Source organism: Rhizobacter sp. (assembly GCF_032229685.1).
Classification (GTDB): Bacteria; Pseudomonadota; Gammaproteobacteria; order Burkholderiales; family Burkholderiaceae_C; genus LMDS01.
Window position 1 is genome coordinate 76,451 of the sequence record NZ_JAVTWP010000012.1, and the last position, 14,457, is coordinate 90,907.

17 protein-coding genes are annotated in these 14,457 nt (G+C 67.7%); 5 read left to right on the forward strand and 12 right to left on the reverse strand.

What is annotated here, in order from left to right; translation table 11 throughout:
- Positions 1–12: 12 nt before the first annotated feature.
- The 3 genes from holA to leuS form a co-directional block, all read right to left on the reverse strand.
- Positions 13–1,098, reverse strand: coding sequence for a DNA polymerase III subunit delta (holA, locus tag AC30PD_RS05955; protein ID WP_489534734.1), 1,086 nt, complete (start codon positions 1,096–1,098; stop codon positions 13–15).
- An 88-nt stretch (positions 1,099–1,186) separates the two neighbouring features.
- The gene (locus AC30PD_RS05960) at positions 1,187–1,678 is read right to left on the reverse strand and encodes an LPS-assembly lipoprotein LptE (protein ID WP_489534735.1); all 492 of its coding nucleotides are present in this window, start codon (positions 1,676–1,678) and stop codon (positions 1,187–1,189) included.
- Positions 1,679–4,312 carry a leucine--tRNA ligase gene (gene leuS, locus AC30PD_RS05965; RefSeq protein ID WP_489534736.1) on the reverse strand — a complete coding sequence of 878 codons (2,634 nt, stop codon included), beginning with the start codon at positions 4,310–4,312 and terminating at the stop codon, positions 1,679–1,681.
- A 160-nt stretch (positions 4,313–4,472) separates the two neighbouring features.
- Here leuS and AC30PD_RS05970 point away from each other — a divergent pair, with 160 nt between their 5' ends.
- On the forward strand, positions 4,473–5,327 hold the full coding sequence (locus AC30PD_RS05970; RefSeq protein WP_489534737.1) for a DNA ligase: 855 nt from the start codon (positions 4,473–4,475) through the stop codon (positions 5,325–5,327).
- Positions 5,328–5,348: 21 nt separating this feature from the next.
- Here the strand turns inward: AC30PD_RS05970 and AC30PD_RS05975 are convergent, their stop codons facing one another.
- A complete protein-coding gene (locus AC30PD_RS05975; protein ID WP_489534738.1) occupies positions 5,349–5,717 on the reverse strand; it encodes a darcynin family protein in 369 nt (122 codons plus the stop codon).
- 102 nt (positions 5,718–5,819) lie between these two features.
- On the opposite strand from AC30PD_RS05975, the gene AC30PD_RS05980 reads away from it, so the two are divergent.
- From AC30PD_RS05980 to AC30PD_RS05990, 3 genes are all read left to right on the forward strand, one after another.
- Positions 5,820–6,443 (forward strand): TetR/AcrR family transcriptional regulator, encoded by a 624-nt coding sequence (locus tag AC30PD_RS05980; RefSeq protein WP_489534739.1) that lies wholly within the window; start codon positions 5,820–5,822, stop codon positions 6,441–6,443.
- Entirely contained in the window at positions 6,440–7,012 is a 573-nt protein-coding gene (locus tag AC30PD_RS05985; RefSeq protein WP_489534740.1) for a DUF1415 domain-containing protein, read from the forward strand. Before AC30PD_RS05980 ends, AC30PD_RS05985 begins: the two co-directional genes overlap by 4 nt.
- A 69-nt stretch (positions 7,013–7,081) precedes the next feature.
- A complete protein-coding gene (locus tag AC30PD_RS05990) occupies positions 7,082–8,050 on the forward strand; it encodes a threo-3-hydroxy-L-aspartate ammonia-lyase (RefSeq protein WP_489534741.1) in 969 nt (322 codons plus the stop codon).
- Positions 8,051–8,059: 9 nt separating this feature from the next.
- On the opposite strand, the gene AC30PD_RS05995 is transcribed toward AC30PD_RS05990, so the two are convergent.
- The 5 genes from AC30PD_RS05995 to AC30PD_RS06015 are packed head-to-tail and all read right to left on the reverse strand — an operon-like array spanning position 8,060 to position 11,603.
- The gene (locus tag AC30PD_RS05995) at positions 8,060–9,106 is read right to left on the reverse strand and encodes a histone deacetylase family protein (RefSeq protein WP_489534742.1); all 1,047 of its coding nucleotides are present in this window, start codon (positions 9,104–9,106) and stop codon (positions 8,060–8,062) included.
- 35 nt (positions 9,107–9,141) lie between these two features.
- Positions 9,142–9,573 carry an ExbD/TolR family protein gene (locus AC30PD_RS06000; protein WP_489534743.1) on the reverse strand — a complete coding sequence of 144 codons (432 nt, stop codon included), beginning with the start codon at positions 9,571–9,573 and terminating at the stop codon, positions 9,142–9,144.
- A gap of 7 nt (positions 9,574–9,580) precedes the next feature.
- Entirely contained in the window at positions 9,581–10,237 is a 657-nt protein-coding gene (locus AC30PD_RS06005; protein ID WP_489534744.1) for a MotA/TolQ/ExbB proton channel family protein, read from the reverse strand.
- Positions 10,238–10,248: 11 nt separating this feature from the next.
- Positions 10,249–11,052 carry a 4-hydroxy-tetrahydrodipicolinate reductase gene (gene dapB / locus AC30PD_RS06010; protein ID WP_489534745.1) on the reverse strand — a complete coding sequence of 268 codons (804 nt, stop codon included), beginning with the start codon at positions 11,050–11,052 and terminating at the stop codon, positions 10,249–10,251.
- On the reverse strand, positions 11,049–11,603 hold the full coding sequence (locus tag AC30PD_RS06015) for an outer membrane protein assembly factor BamE (RefSeq protein WP_489534746.1): 555 nt from the start codon (positions 11,601–11,603) through the stop codon (positions 11,049–11,051). The genes dapB and AC30PD_RS06015 overlap by 4 nt, the downstream gene beginning before the upstream one ends.
- Positions 11,604–11,710: 107 nt before the next feature.
- Here AC30PD_RS06015 and fur point away from each other — a divergent pair, with 107 nt between their 5' ends.
- Complete coding sequence (gene fur / locus AC30PD_RS06020; protein WP_489534747.1) at positions 11,711–12,139, forward strand: ferric iron uptake transcriptional regulator; 429 nt, start codon at positions 11,711–11,713, stop codon at positions 12,137–12,139.
- Position 12,140: 1 nt separating this feature from the next.
- Here the strand turns inward: fur and hprK are convergent, their stop codons facing one another.
- The 3 genes from hprK to hpf all read right to left on the reverse strand — a co-directional run bounded on the left by hprK (position 12,141) and on the right by hpf (position 14,262).
- Positions 12,141–13,088 (reverse strand): HPr(Ser) kinase/phosphatase, encoded by a 948-nt coding sequence (hprK, locus tag AC30PD_RS06025; RefSeq protein WP_489534748.1) that lies wholly within the window; start codon positions 13,086–13,088, stop codon positions 12,141–12,143.
- A gap of 100 nt (positions 13,089–13,188) precedes the next feature.
- Positions 13,189–13,659, reverse strand: a complete 471-nt coding sequence (locus tag AC30PD_RS06030; protein WP_489534749.1) for a PTS sugar transporter subunit IIA — start codon at positions 13,657–13,659, stop codon at positions 13,189–13,191.
- A gap of 261 nt (positions 13,660–13,920) precedes the next feature.
- On the reverse strand, positions 13,921–14,262 hold the full coding sequence (gene hpf / locus AC30PD_RS06035) for a ribosome hibernation-promoting factor, HPF/YfiA family (RefSeq protein WP_489534750.1): 342 nt from the start codon (positions 14,260–14,262) through the stop codon (positions 13,921–13,923).
- Positions 14,263–14,457: the final 195 nt, after the last annotated feature.

Here is a 14,457-nt window from a genome sequence, read left to right on the forward strand (position 1 = left end):
CGCGCCCGCGCGTCAGGCGGTCAACACGAAACGCGCCGGCTTGCGTGCTGCTGGCGTGGCCGCCGTGCACTCCACCAGCATCAGCACCAGCCGCTTCAGCCCTTCCCAGGGTTCGAGTGGCCAGTCGGGGTGCTTCAGGCCCTTGACGAGGCCGTCACAGACCTGCGCGGCGTCGAGCAGGTGCGCGACAGCCGAGTCGCTCAGCATCGGCACCACCCGCTCGAACAGGCGCTCTTTCGCGCCCCACACCCGCGCTTCGCGCAGCGCCATCGGCAGCGGCTTGCCACCGCCGATCGCGTCGCGCACACGTTTGAGTGCGCGGATGTCTTCGGTCAGCGTCCAGTGCACCAGCACCGCCGCTTCACCTTCGGCCTGCAGCCCTTCGAGCATGCGCAGCGCGCGCGCCAGCTGGCCGGCGAGCACGGCTTCGCCGAGCTTGAACACGTCGTAGCGGGCCACGTTGAGCACGGCCGCTTCGATCTGCTCGAAGCTCAGTTCGCCTTGCGGGTAGAGCAGGCCGAGTTTCTGGATTTCCTGGTGCGCGGCGAGCAGGTTGCCTTCGACGCGGTCAGCAAAGAACGCCAGCGTGCGCTGGCCTTCTTCGCCGGGGTGCACGCGCTGCTTCTGCGCCGCGAGGCGCTGCGCGATCCACACCGGCAGGGCCTTGCGCTCGATCGGGTCGACCCGCACGGTCACGCCGGCCGCGTCGAGCGCGGTGAACCAGGCGCTGTTCTGCTGCGTGCGGTCGAGGCGTGGCAATTGCACCAGCGTGACCACGTCGTCGCTCAGCGTTTCGCAATAACGCTGCAAGGCCTCGGAGCCGTCCTTGCCCGGTTTGCCCGACGGGATGCGGATCTCGATCAGCTGCCGGTCGGAGAACAGGCTCATCGCCATCGAGGCGCCGAGCAGCCCGCTCCAGTCGAAGTGCTGGCCGGCCACGGTGTGCACCTGGCGTTCGCTGCAGCCGCTGGCGCGCGCAGCGGCGCGGATCAGGTCGCCGGCTTCCTGCGCCAGCAGCGGCTCGTCGCCCCACACGGTGTACAGCGGGCGCAAGCCCTTCTGCAGCTGCGCGGCGAGTTGTTCTGGGCGGACCTGCATGGATCAGGCCTTCCGCCGGGCCGCCCCAAGGATGGCCTGCGCCCCCTCGGGGGGCAGCGAACGAAGTGAGCGTGGGGGCATCATTTATTTAGAAAGTCTGCACCGAAGCGAGCCGGCGCAGCACCTGCGAGACGATGTCTGTCTGCATGATCCGGTAGAGCGTGGCCTCTTCCTGCGCCTTGCCGAGCGCTGCGCTTTCGGTGTAGCTCATGTCGCGGCTGAGCAGGATCTCGGTCGCCGGGATCAGCTCCTTGCCGGCCACGCTGCGGAGCAGGAACTTGAATCGCGCGCGCAGCTGGAATTCCGTCACCTGCCCGGCCGAGCTGCTGGCGACCACGCTTTTCTCGGTGGCGTCGTTCAGCGATTCGAGAATCACCTGCGCCTGGTCGAGGCCCACCACCACGCGCGTGGTGGTGCTGGTGTTGATCGTGAGGCGCAGTTCTTCGCCGAGCGTCGAGCGCGGCTTGAAGCCGGTGAGCTGCACGGTCTGGAAACGCAGCTCGGGCGCGCGCCGCAGCTCGAAGCCGCAACCCGCGAGCAGGGCTGCACCGGCGGCGAGCAGGCTGCGGCGGCTCGTCATTCAGACGACGACATTGACGAGCCGGCCCGGGACCACGATCACCTTCTTCGGGCGCTTGCCTTCGGCGAACTTGATGAAGTCGGGGCTCTTCAGCGCGGCCGCTTCGATGGTGTGCTTGCCGGCATCGGCGGCCACGCGGATCGAACCGCGCAGCTTGCCGTTGACCTGCAGCATCAACTCGATCTCGCTTTGCACCAGCGCTGCTTCGTCGACCTGCGGCCAGGGCGTGTCGAGCAGTTCGCCGTGCGCGGCTGCGTAGCCGAGTTCGCGCCACAGCACCCAGGTGGTGTGCGGGCAAGCCGGGTACAAGACGCGCAGCAGGATGCCCAGGCCTTCGCGCACGGCGGCCGGCGCCTCGCCCTTGAAGCCTTCGAGCGCGTTCAGCAGTTTCATCGCACCGGAGATCACGGTGTTGTATTGCATGCGCTCGTAGTCGTAGCTGATCTGGCGCAGCACGGTGTGCACTTCGAAGCGCAATGCGCTCACGGCGTCGCCCGCCGTGTCGGCCTGGGCCGGGCCGGTGCCGCGCCGGTCGCCACGCTTGACGCCGAAGTTCCAGAGCCGCTTCAGGAAACGGCTCGCGCCTTCGACGCCGGCGTCGTTCCATTCCAGCGTCTGCTCGGGTGGCGACGCGAACATCACGAACAGGCGCGCGGTGTCGGCGCCGTAACGGGCGATCAGCTCCTGCGGGTCGACGCCGTTGTTCTTCGACTTGGACATGGTCGTCCAGCCTTCGTACTGCACGGCGGCGCCGTCGCTCTTCGCGGCAGCCGACACCACGTGGGCGTGTTCGTCGCGCACGATGTCGAGGTCGCTGGCCCATTGGTAATCGCGCCCGCCTTCGGCGCCCACGCGCACGAAGGCTTCGTTGAGCACCATGCCTTGAGTGAGCAGCCTGGTGAAGGGCTCGTCGACCTCGACCAGCTTCAGGTCGCGCATGACCTTGGTCCAGAAGCGCGCGTACAGCAGGTGCAGGATCGCGTGCTCGATGCCGCCGATGTACTGGTCCATCGGCATCCAGTACTTCGCGCCGTCGCCGACCATCGCGTCGGCGTTCTTCGGGTCGCAGTAGCGCATGAAGTACCACGAGCTGTCGACGAAGGTGTCCATCGTGTCGGTCTCGCGCCGCGCCGGCTGGCCACACGTGGGGCAGGCCACGTTCAGGAACGCCGCGTGTTTGTTCAGCGGGTTGCCGGAACCGTCGGGGATCAGGTCTTCGGGCAACACGACCGGCAGGTCGGCCGCGGGCACCGGCACCACGCCGCACTTCGGGCAGTGGATGATCGGGATCGGCGTGCCCCAGTAGCGCTGGCGGCTCACGCCCCAGTCGCGCAGGCGCCAGGTGGTCTTCTTGCCACCCAGGCCGCGCAGCTCCAGCGCCTTGGCCACGGCGTCGATCGCGAGCTTGAACGTGAGGCCGCTGTAGACGTCGGAGTTGATCGTCACGGCGCGTTCGCCCGACAGGTCTTTCAGCCCGTACCACTCTTGCCAGTGGTCGTAGGTGAAGTGTGGTGCGCCGTCGACGTGAATGACCTGCAGGATGTCGATGCCGTACTTCTTGGCGAACGCGAAGTCGCGCTCGTCGTGGCCGGGCACGCCCATCACCGCGCCGTCGCCGTAACTCATCAGCACGTAGTTGCCGACCCAGACCGCGATCGGCTCGTGGGTGAGCGGGTGCTCGACGAACAGGCCGGTCGGCACGCCCTTCTTGTCTTGCGTGGCGAGCTCGGCCTCGGTGGTGCCGCCCGCCTTGCATTCGGCGATGAAGGCGGCGACCTTCGGGTCGGAAGCCGCAGCATGCGCAGCCAGGGGGTGCTCGGGGGCCACGGCGCAGAAGGTCACGCCCATGATGGTGTCGGCGCGGGTCGTGAAGACCCACAGCTTGCCGTCACCGATGGCCTGGCCATCAGCAGCGCGAATCGTGTGCGGGAACGCGAAGCGCACGCCTTCGCTCTTGCCGATCCAGTTTTCCTGCATCAGCTTCACGCGCTCGGGCCAGCCGGGCAGGTGGTGCTGCACCTGGTCGAGCAGTTCGTCGGCGTACTTCGAGATGTTGAGGTAGTAGCCCGGGATTTCGCGCTTCTCGACCGGTGCGCCGCTGCGCCAGCCGCGGCCGTCGATCACTTGTTCGTTGGCCAGCACGGTCTGGTCGACCGGGTCCCAGTTGACGACCTGCGTGCGGCGCTCGGCGATGCCGGCTTCGAGCATCTTCAGGAACAGCCACTGGTTCCACTTGTAGTAGGCCGGGTCGCAGGTCGTGACCTCGCGGCTCCAGTCGATGGCCAGGCCCATCGCCTGCATCTGCTGCTTCATGTAGGCGATGTTGTCGTAGGTCCACTTCGCGGGCGGCACCTTGTTCTTCATCGCCGCGTTCTCGGCCGGCAGGCCGAAGGCGTCCCAGCCCATCGGCATCAGCACGTTCATGCCCTTCATGCGCAACTGGCGCGCGAGCATGTCGTTGATGGTGTAGTTGCGCACGTGGCCCATGTGCAGCTTGCCGCTGGGGTAGGGCAGCATCGAGCAGGCGTAGTACTTCGGGCGCGACGTGTCTTCGGTGACGCGGTAGGCGTCGGCGGCGGCCCACGCGGCTTGCGCGGTGCGCTCGATCTCGTCGGGTTTGAAGTCGGGGCTCATGGCGGGGGCTCGGGAGACAGTGCGTTCGATTATAGGAAGCAGGCCCGCGTTTCCTCCCCATTCGGAGCGCCCCCACCGGTGCGAGCCCCTCTGGCGGATGGTGCCCGGCGCGCTAGCCCGACACCATGGCGGCATTCGATCAACCGCCAAGGACCCGACGATGAACCCGCTGCGACGACACCTGCTGCTGACCCTCGCTGCCACCACGCTGCCGACGACAAGCGCTCTGGCGCGGCCTGCGGCTGCCCCCGAGCCTCTGCTGGCGGGCGTGTTCGGCGCGCACATCGACCCGGCTGGTTATCTCGTCAGCGAGAAGTACGACGGCGTGCGCGGTCTGTGGGACGGGCGCACCCTGCGTTTTCGCAGCGGCCGCACCGTGCCCGCGCCGAGCTGGTTCACCGACCGCCTGCCGCGCCATCCTCTCGACGGCGAGTTGTGGCTGGGCCGGCGCCGCTTCGACGAGCTTTCGGGCCTGGTGCGCGCGCAGACGCCCGACGATGCCGCCTGGCGCGAGCTGCGTTACATGGTCTTCGAGCTGCCCGGCGCCGCCGGCACCTTCAGCGAGCGCGCAGAGCGCATCGGCGCGATCGCCCGCGACACCGGCTGGTCGCAGCTGGTGGCTGTGCCGCACTCAGCGGTGGTCGACCGCGAAAGCCTTCAACGCCAGTTGGCCCAGACAGTGGCGCAAGGGGGCGAAGGCCTGATGCTGCACCTGGCTTCGTCGGCCAGCGGCAGTGGCCGCAGCGAGGTCTTGGTCAAGCTCAAGCCGCAGCTCGACGCTGAAGCCGAAGTGGTGCGGCACCATGCCGGGCGCGGCAAATATCAGGGCTTGCTCGGTGCGCTCGAGGTTCGAACGCCCGAAGGCCGCCACTTCATGATCGGCAGCGGCCTGAGCGATGCACAACGCCGCGCGCCACCGGCCATCGGCAGCGTCGTCACCTACCGATACCGCGATCTGACGAACACCGGCCTGCCGCGCTTTGCGAGCTTCATGCGCGTGCACGAGGCGCTCTGAGGCGCCACCAGCGGGCACCGCTCACAGGGCAAAGGCTTCGAGCGGCAGCGTGTCGGGGGTGCTGTCGAGCGCGCAGTCGTCTTCGACGCCCGGGATCACGTCGACGATCTCGAACAGCGGGGCGCCGAAGAACGGCTGCGCGTACAGCGCCTCGACCGCCGCTTCGTACTGCCATTCGTCGGCGCCGCGGGCCAGTTCCCACACGATCACCTGGGTGCAGCGGCCGTGAAAGGCGCCGGCGTCGAACCAGCGCATGCGCAGCTCGGGGAAACCGTTGAAGACGGTCATCAATGCCGCGTCGAAAGCGTCGCGTTGCGCTTCGTGGTCGAGCACGCGCCAGGCCGTCGTGGCCTTGAGCAGCATGAAAAAAGTGCGGGATCGTTGCAACATGTGGGCGCCGTGCGAGCTTGACGGCAGGTGCCGCGGTGACCACACTATGCGAGCTTTTACTCGCATTGACTACTCGCATTCCGGTTCGGCCGGCACACCACCATGACCGCCCAGGTTTCCCCCCGCAAAGCGCCGCGCCAGTCGCGCTCGCTGGCCACCGTGAAGGCCATTCTCGATGCCACGGCTCGCATTCTGATCGAGCGCGGTTTCGCGGCAGTGACCACCAACGCGGTGGCGGAGCGGGCCGGCGTGAGCGTGGGGTCGCTCTACCAGTACTTTCCGAACAAGGAGGCGCTGGTTTCCGCGCTGCACGCCCGCCACGGCGAGCAGATGATGGCGGTGATCCAGCGCGCCATGACCAAGGCCATGGACGCCACGCTCGACGACGCGCTCGCCGGGCTCGTCGAGGCCACGGTCGAAGCCCACCGCGTCGATTCCGACCTGCACGCCGTGCTCGAACTGCAGCTCGGCGCGATGGACAAGCCCTCGCTGGAAGAAGAGTACGTGGTCGTGATGGAGCAGCGCATCGTGGCCCTGCTGGCGCGACACCGCGGCGTAATCACCACGCCCGATCTGAAGCTCGCCGCTTTCATGCTGATGCACTCGGCGCACGCGCTGATCCACGCAGTGGTGCTCGAGCGGCCGAAAGGCGTGTCGCTGAAGGCGGCCACGCAAGAGATCGTGCGCATGCTGAAGGGCTATCTGACGCAGCCGGTGGCCGCATGACGACCCCCGTGGCGGCCGAGACGATCGCCTGGGTCACGCGCGCTGTCGTGGGCCTGAACCTGTGCCCCTTTGCGAAAGCGCCGCTGGTGAAGGGGCAGATTCGATGCGTGGTCAGCGAAGCGCGCGACGCAGGATCGTTGCTCGCCGTGCTGCGCGAAGAGCTCGAATTGCTCGCCGAGGCCTCACCCGAAAAGATCGAAACCACGCTGCTCGTTCACCCGCAGGCGTTGGTCGACTTCGCCGAGTTCAACGACTTTCTCGACGAAGCCGACGAATTGCTCGACGCGATGGATTTGACCGGCATCGTCCAGGTCGCGAGCTTTCACCCGCAGTACCAGTTCGCCGGCACCGAAGACGGCGACATGGGCAACGCCACCAACCGCTCGCCGTACCCCACGCTGCACTTGCTGCGCGAAGACAGCGTGGAGCGCGCCGTCGATGCTTTCCCCGAGGCCGACACGATCTACGAGGCGAACATCCGCACGCTCGAAGCGCTCGGCACCGAAGGGTGGGCCGAACTGCAATCGCAGTGCCGACGTGACGCGCAGGCGGCGGGCGACACGACCTGACGCCGGGGCCAGATCGACGGCCAGCCGCTACGATCAGCCCTCTGCCCATCGCAACTCCAGCCCCACGCCATGCTCGAATTTGCCGACATCGAGGCCGCCGCCGCCCGCATCCAGGGTGTGGCCCACCGCACCCCCGTGCTCACCTCGCGCACGCTCGACGCCCTGCTCGGCTGCAGCGTCTTCATGAAAGCCGAGAACCTGCAGCGCATGGGCGCGTTCAAGTTCCGCGGCGGCTACAACGCGATCAATGCGCTGAGCGACGCGCAACGTGCCCGCGGGGTCGTCGCCTTTTCGTCGGGCAACCACGCCCAGGCGGTGGCGCTCGCGGCGCAGTTGCATGGCTGCCGGGCGACGATCGTGATGCCGCACGACAGCCCGAGCCTGAAGCTCGCCGCCACGCGTGGTTACGGCGCCGAAGTGATCCTCTACGACCGCTACAAGGAAGACCGCGCCGCCATCGCCACCGCGCTGGTGCAGGAACGAAATTCCACGCTGATCCCGCCGTTCGACTACCTGCCGGTGATGGCCGGGCAGGGCACGGCCGCGCTGGAGCTGATCGAAGACACCGGCCCGCTCGACGCGCTGATCGTCTGTGCCGGCGGCGGGGGGTTTCTGTCGGGCTGCGCGGTCGCGGCCAGGCACCTGCTGCCGCAAATCGAGGTCTTCGGCGCCGAGCCTGCGCGGGGCAACGACATGCAGCAGTCGCTGCAGGCCGGCAAGATCGTCAGCATCGACGTGCCACGCACGATCTGCGACGGGCAGCAGACGCAGGCCGTCGGCAAACACCCCTTCGAGGTGATTCAGGCCTTGGTCAAGGGCGTGCTCACCGCCACCGACCCGCAGGTGGTCGATACGATGCGCTTTGTTTTCGAGCGTTTGAAGCTCGTGCTCGAACCCTCGGGTGCCTGTGCGCTGGCCGCGTTGATGAACCACCGCGAGCAGTTCAAGGGGCAGCGTGTGGGCGTCACGCTGTCGGGTGGCAACATCGGGCTCGACCGCTTCGTGGCGCTGGTATCGGGCGCCGAGCAGGTCGACTGACGCGCTGCTTCAGCCGCCGAAGCCTTCGAGCACGTTCACCGTGTTCACGCCGACTTCTTCGACCGCGTAACCCCCTTCGAACACGAACACCGTGGGCAGCTTCGCGCTGGCGATGTCGCGCCCCACCTGCAGGTAGTCGGCGCTCTTCAGCGTGAAGCCGGAGATCGGGTCGCCTTCGAACGTGTCGACACCGAGCGAGACCACGAGTGCCTGCGCGCCGAACTGGCGGATGTGCCCGAGCCCGGTGTGCAGCGCCTCGCGCCAGCGCGCGAAGCCGGTGCCACGCGGCAACGGCAGGTTGTGGTTGAAGCCGAGCCCCGCGCCGGCCCCGCGCTCGTCGGCGTGGCCGAGAAAGAACGGGTACTCGGTGCGCGGGTCACCGTGGATCGACACGGTGAGCACGTCGGCACGTTCGTGGAAGATCGCCTGCGTGCCGTTGCCGTGGTGGTAGTCGACGTCGAGCACCGCGACGCGCTCGTGGCCGCTGTCGCGCAGGGCCTGCGCGGCGAGCGCGGCGTTGTTCAGGAAACAGTAGCCGCCGAAGAAATCGGCGCCGGCGTGGTGGCCCGGCGGGCGGCTCAGCGCAAACGCGCTGCGTGCGCCGGCCGAAACGGCGCGCGCGGCGCTGATCGCACAGGCCGCGCCGGCGCGTGCGGCCACCCAGCTGCCGGCGGTGAGCGGCGTACCGGCGTCGAAAGAGAAGATGCCCATGCGCGCCGCGAAGTTGTCGGGCAACACGTCGAAGCGCATGCCGGGCGCGGGCCACACCGAAGGCAGCGCGTCGAGTGCCGCGTTGGCGGGGTCGAGCGCGACCCATTCGTCCCAGGCGTGTTCGATGAAGTGCAGGTAACGCGCGCTGTGCAGCCGCGCGAGTGCCGAGTCGAGTTCGTTCGCTGCCACGTCGGGCTCTTGCAGTGGGCCGAGCGCGCGGCCTTGCAGTTCGGCGAGCACATGGTCGAGGCGCGCGGCGGTTTCGTGGCAGGGCACGAGCCGGCCACGGAACATTTCCTGGCGGCCCTGGTGCAAGTGGTGCAGCGGGTTGTGAACGGTGAGCATGGCGGGGTTGCTCCGGGCCGCGGCGGGGCGGCGGCCTACGGCTTCGTTGCGGCGGCGGGTGCTTCGGTCACGAAGCCGATGCGGCTGAGGCCGGCCTTCTGCACCATCGCGATCAGTTCGGCCACGCGCCCGTAAGGTACGCCCTTGTCGGCGCGCAGCTGCACTTCGGTCTTCGGGTTCTTCTTGGCCGCTTCGAGCACGCGCGCCTCGAAGGCCGCGGCTTCGAGCGCTTCTTCGCCGAAGAAGAGCTTGCCCTGCGGGTCGAGCGCCACGCTGATGAACTGCGGCGCGTCGTTGGGCTGGCCGCCTTCGGTCTTGGGCAGGTCGAGCTTGAGGCTGGAAGTCATCAACGGTGCGGTGATCATGAAGATCACCAGCAGCACCAGCATCACGTCGATCAGCGGCGTCATGTTGATGTCGCTCATCGGCGTGGCGCTGGCGCTGCGTTGAAGGCGACCGAAGGCCATGGCGGAATCAGCGGGTGCCGGAGCTGTCGATGATCATCTCGCGCAGGTCGTGCGCGAAACCTTCGAGCTCGGCCTCGCAGGAGCCGACCATCTTGCCGAAGATGTTGTAGGCCAGCACGGCGGGGATGGCCACCGCCAGGCCGGCGGCCGTCATCACCAGCGCTTCACCGACCGGGCCCGACACACGCTCGATCGAGATCGAGCCCGAGGCCGAGATGTTGATCAGCGCGTGGTAGATGCCCCAGACCGTGCCGAACAGGCCGATGAAGGGCGCGGTGCTGCCGATCGAGGCCAGCAGCACCTGCCCGAACTGCAGCTGCGCGAGCACGCCGTGCAGTGCGTCGCGCAGGCGGCGCGTGAGCTGCGAGTCGACGTGGCCCTTGGCTTCGAGCGTGCCGCCGAGCGGCGTGGCCACGGCCGCGGCGAGCAGCGGGCTCAGGGCACGTTCGCGGTCGAACGACGCGAGCTGCTCGCGGCCGGCGTCGATCGACGGGGCGGCCCAGAAGGCCGGCACGGCGCGCTCGATGTCACGCCGCACGCGGCGCAGCAGCCAGCCTTTCCAGAGGATCACGACCCAGGCGCTCACCGACATCAGCAGCAGCAGCGCCGCCACCGCGCGGGTGATCGCGTCGCCCTGGGCCCAGAAGTTCTCGAAGCCGCCCATGTCTGCCTTTTTTACTGGAGGTCGAGCACGTCGTTCATGTCGAACAGGCCGCGGGCGTGGTTCGCCAGAAAACGCGCGGCGCGCAGGCTGCCTTGCGCGTAAGTGGCGCGGCTGTTCGAGCGGTGCGTGATCTCGATGCGCTCGCCGGTGCCGGCGAACAGCACGGTGTGGTCGCCGACGATGTCGCCGCCACGCACGGTGGCGAAGCCGATGGTCGACGGGTCGCGCTCGCCGGTCACGCCTTCGCGGGCGTAGACGGCGCAGTCTTTCAGGTCGCGGCCGACGGCAGCAGCGAGCACTTCGCCCATCTTCAGCGCCGTGCCGCTCGGCGCGTCGACCTTGTGGCGGTGGTGCGCCTCGATGACCTCGATGTCGTAGCCTTGCTTCAGCGCACGCGCGGCCAAGTCGAGCAGCTTGAGCATAACGTTCACGCCGACGCTCATGTTCGGCGCCATCATGATGGCGATGTGTTCGGCGTGCGCCGCGATCTGCGCTTTTTGTTCGTCGCTGAACCCGGTGGTGCCGATCACGGCCTTCACACCGAGCTCGCGGCACACGGCCAGGTGCGCGAGCGTGCCCTCGGGCCGGGTGAAGTCGATCAGCACCTGCGCGTTCGCCAGGCCCGCGCGCAGGTCGGCCGTGATGACGGCGCCGCTCTGGCGGCCGAGAAAAGCGCCGGCGTCCTGGCCGATGCTGCGGGCGCCCGCGACATCGAGCGCACCCGCGAGCACGCAGTCGTCAGCGGCGCTGATCGCCTCGATCAGCATCTGCCCCATGCGCCCGGAAGCGCCCGCCACCGCGATGCGCAGCGTCATGAGCGCGGCTCGAGCGGTGGGTAGGTGCGCGTGGGCCCGACCGGCTCGGCGGCCACGGCAGGCACGGGGGGCGGCACGGGCAGGGCCTTGATCTCTTCGGGGCTCAATTCCAGTGGCGGCGCGTTGCGTGCGGTCTTGAAGGTGTCGATCGAGGCGACGAAGTCCTGCTCGCTCGGCAGGTCGCCGCCGGTGTCGAGCGCCGTCAGGCTTTCGCCGACGAACGAGGCCTTGACGCGGCGCAACTGCGGCTCGGCGCCCTGGCGCTTGATGGTGAAGACGTAGTCCCAGCGGTCGGCGTGGAACGGGTCGGCGACCAGCGGCGAACCGAGAATGTCACGCACCTGCGCGCGGCTCATTCCGGTCTTCACGAACGCGGCCTGTTCCTTGGTGATGACGTTGCCCTGCACAACCTCGACGCGGTAGGGCGTGATCACGCCGAGAAAGCTGTCGGACGATTGCAGCGACTGGCACGCCGTCAGGCCGAGGGCGCCGGCCAGCAGCAGCCCGAGTGGAACGACACGAAGCAGGGGCGTGTAAACGGGGAGTCGCATGGTGTGGGAACCGGCGCGCCGGGAGCGGGCGCCAACCTCGATATGATCGGCCGATTCTAGCGGCTGGGTTTGCCCGGCCCACCCCGATGCCCCTGCCCGGAAATGCCATGACGCACGCCGACGAACTGAAGAACAGCGGCCTGAAGGCCACGCTGCCGCGCATCAAGGTTCTGGAAATGTTCCAGAAGACCAACCAGCGCCACATGAGCGCCGAAGACGTGTTCAAGATGCTGCTGGCCGAAGGTGCCGACGTGGGGCTGGCCACCGTCTACCGGGTGCTGATGCAGTTCGAGCAGGCCGGCATCCTGAGCCGCAACCACTTCGAGACCGGCAAGGCGGTGTTCGAGCTCAATGAAGGCAAGCACCACGACCACCTGGTCTGCATGGACTGCGGGCGTGTCGAGGAGTTCTTCGACGCCGAGATCGAGAAGCGCCAGCGCAGCATCGCGCAGTCGCGCGGGTTCGAGCTGCAGGACCACGCGCTGGCCCTTTATGCGGCCTGCACCAAACCGAAGTGCCAGCACCGGCCGAAGTAGCCTATTCGGGTTTGAGCATCGCCTTGTTGTGGCGCTCGATGAACTCTTTGTAGGTGTCGATGCCCCGCAACTGCAGGATCGTGTTGCGCACCGCGGCTTCCACGAGCACGGCGAGGTTGCGGCCCGCGTCGACGGCGATCACGGTCTTGCGCACCGCCACGTCGAGGATCTCTTCGTTCAGCGGCTCGTAGGGCAGGCGCTCGAACTCGCGGTCCATCGTTTCCTTGCGCACCAGGTGCACGATCAGCTTGAGCCGCATCTTCCGGCGCACGGCGGTCTCGCCGAAAATGGCCTTGATGTCGAGCAGGCCGATGCCGCGCACCTCGAGCAGGTTGAGCAGCAGGTCGGGGCAGCGGCCTTCGAGTGCGGTTTGCGCCACGCGGTAGATGTCGACCGCGTCGTCGGCCACCAGGCCGTGGCCGCGCGAGATCAGCTCGAGGCCGAGTTCGCTCTTGCCCAGGCCCGACTCGCCGGTGATGAGCACACCGACACCCAGGATGTCCATGAACACGCCGTGCCGCGTGGTGCGCTCTGCGAAGTGCTGGCTCAGGTAACTGCGCACCACGTCGATCACGTGGCCGGCCGACTCGCCGGTGGCGAACAGCGGAATGTCGGCCCGGTCGCACATGGCCACCAGCTTGTCGGGCGGCGTTTCGCCGTCGGCCACGATCAGCACCGGCGGCTCCAGCGTCACGATGCGCGAGATGCGCCGCTCGGCCACTTCGGGGTTGACGCTGAGGTAGGCCACCTCGCGCCGGCCGACGATCTGCACCCGGTACGGGTGGATGTAGTTCAGGTAGCCGACCAGGTCGGCGGCCGACTGCGCGTTGCGCACAGCGGCTTCGTCGAAACGCCGCTCGGGGTGGGCGTGGCCGGCGATCCACTCCCAGGCCAGGATCTCGCGGTGCTCTTCGAACAGCGCCTCGGCGCTGATGACGCTCGGTTTCATGGGGCCCCCGGTGCGGAATACCGCACCACCCCCCGAGGGGGTGCGGGCCGGCTTGGGGCGGCCCGGCGCTCGTCCCGCGCGTCGCCGACGGGAAGAAGCATCAGGCGACCGACTTCAGCGGTTCCCAGTTGGCGATGAGCGTGTGCACCATCGCCGCGTCGCCTTCGCTCTTGAGCCGCTCGCGCAGTTCGCGGTCGGAGAGCATCTCGGCGATCTCGGAGAGGATTTCAAGATGCCGCTGCGTCGCCGCCTCGGGCACCAGCAGAAAGATCAGCAGGCCGACGGGTTCTTCGTCGGGCGCATCGAACGGGATCGGCTGCTGAACGCGCAGGACCGCGGCGAGCGGGTTCTTCAGGCCCTTGATGCGGCCGTGCGGAATGGCCACGCCATGCCCGAGACCGGTGGAACCGAGCCGTTCGCGTGCGAACAGGTTGTCGGTGACCGTGGCCCGTGCGACCGAATGCTGGTTCTCGAACACCAGCCCGGCGTGCTCGAACGCGCGCTTCTTGCTGGTGGCGTCGACATCGACCAGCACGTTGCTGGCAGGCAGGATGGCAGCGAGGCGGTTCATCAGTGGCACAGGGTGAGTGAGCGGAGCTTGACGCCGGTCAATCAGCCCCATAAGTGACAGGGTCGTGAATTATGGAGTGCATGTCGGCGCCAGGGGCAAGCCCAAGGGGCTCGTGCCGCCAGATTGTGCATAGGGTGCTGCATTGCAGCAACGGTGCGCCGGCACCCGGTCGCGGGGGGCATTTCACGGCACGAAAAAGCGGCCCGAAGGCCGCCTTTTGCTCTGGGTTGGTGCTGGGCCTGTGCTGTGCGTCTGGCGCGATCAGGCGGTCGTGGCGTCGATGCGTTTCGGCGCGGCGTGGTGATGGTCTTGCACCTTGTCCTTGTGGCGGCAGACCTGCCGGTCGAGCTTGTCCATCAGCTGATCGATGGCGGCATACATGTCTTCGTGGCACTGCTCGACGAAGATGTCCTTGCCCTTCACGTGCAGTGTGACCTCGGCCTTTTGCCTGCGTTCTTTTTCCTTGAGCTTTTCAACCGACAGCAGCACGTTGATATCGACGACCTGGTCGAAGTGGCGCGTGACCCGGTCCAGCTTCGTGAGCACATACTCTCGGAGAGCAGGCGTCACGTCGAGATGGTGACCGCTGATGGTCAAGTTCATGGGGGTTCCTTTCGCAGGGGTGAGGGAAGCGGGGAAAGGCGGGACGAGCGTCTTGGAAGAGTGCGGGAGCGGGCCCCGTTGAACCCAGCGTACCCGCCTTCTGCGCGTGTGACAAGCGAGTGACACCAATACTCACAGGGTGCCGAAAAGCACACGCGCAAAGCCGCGCCACCGGCGGTTTTTTGGCTCGAAGCG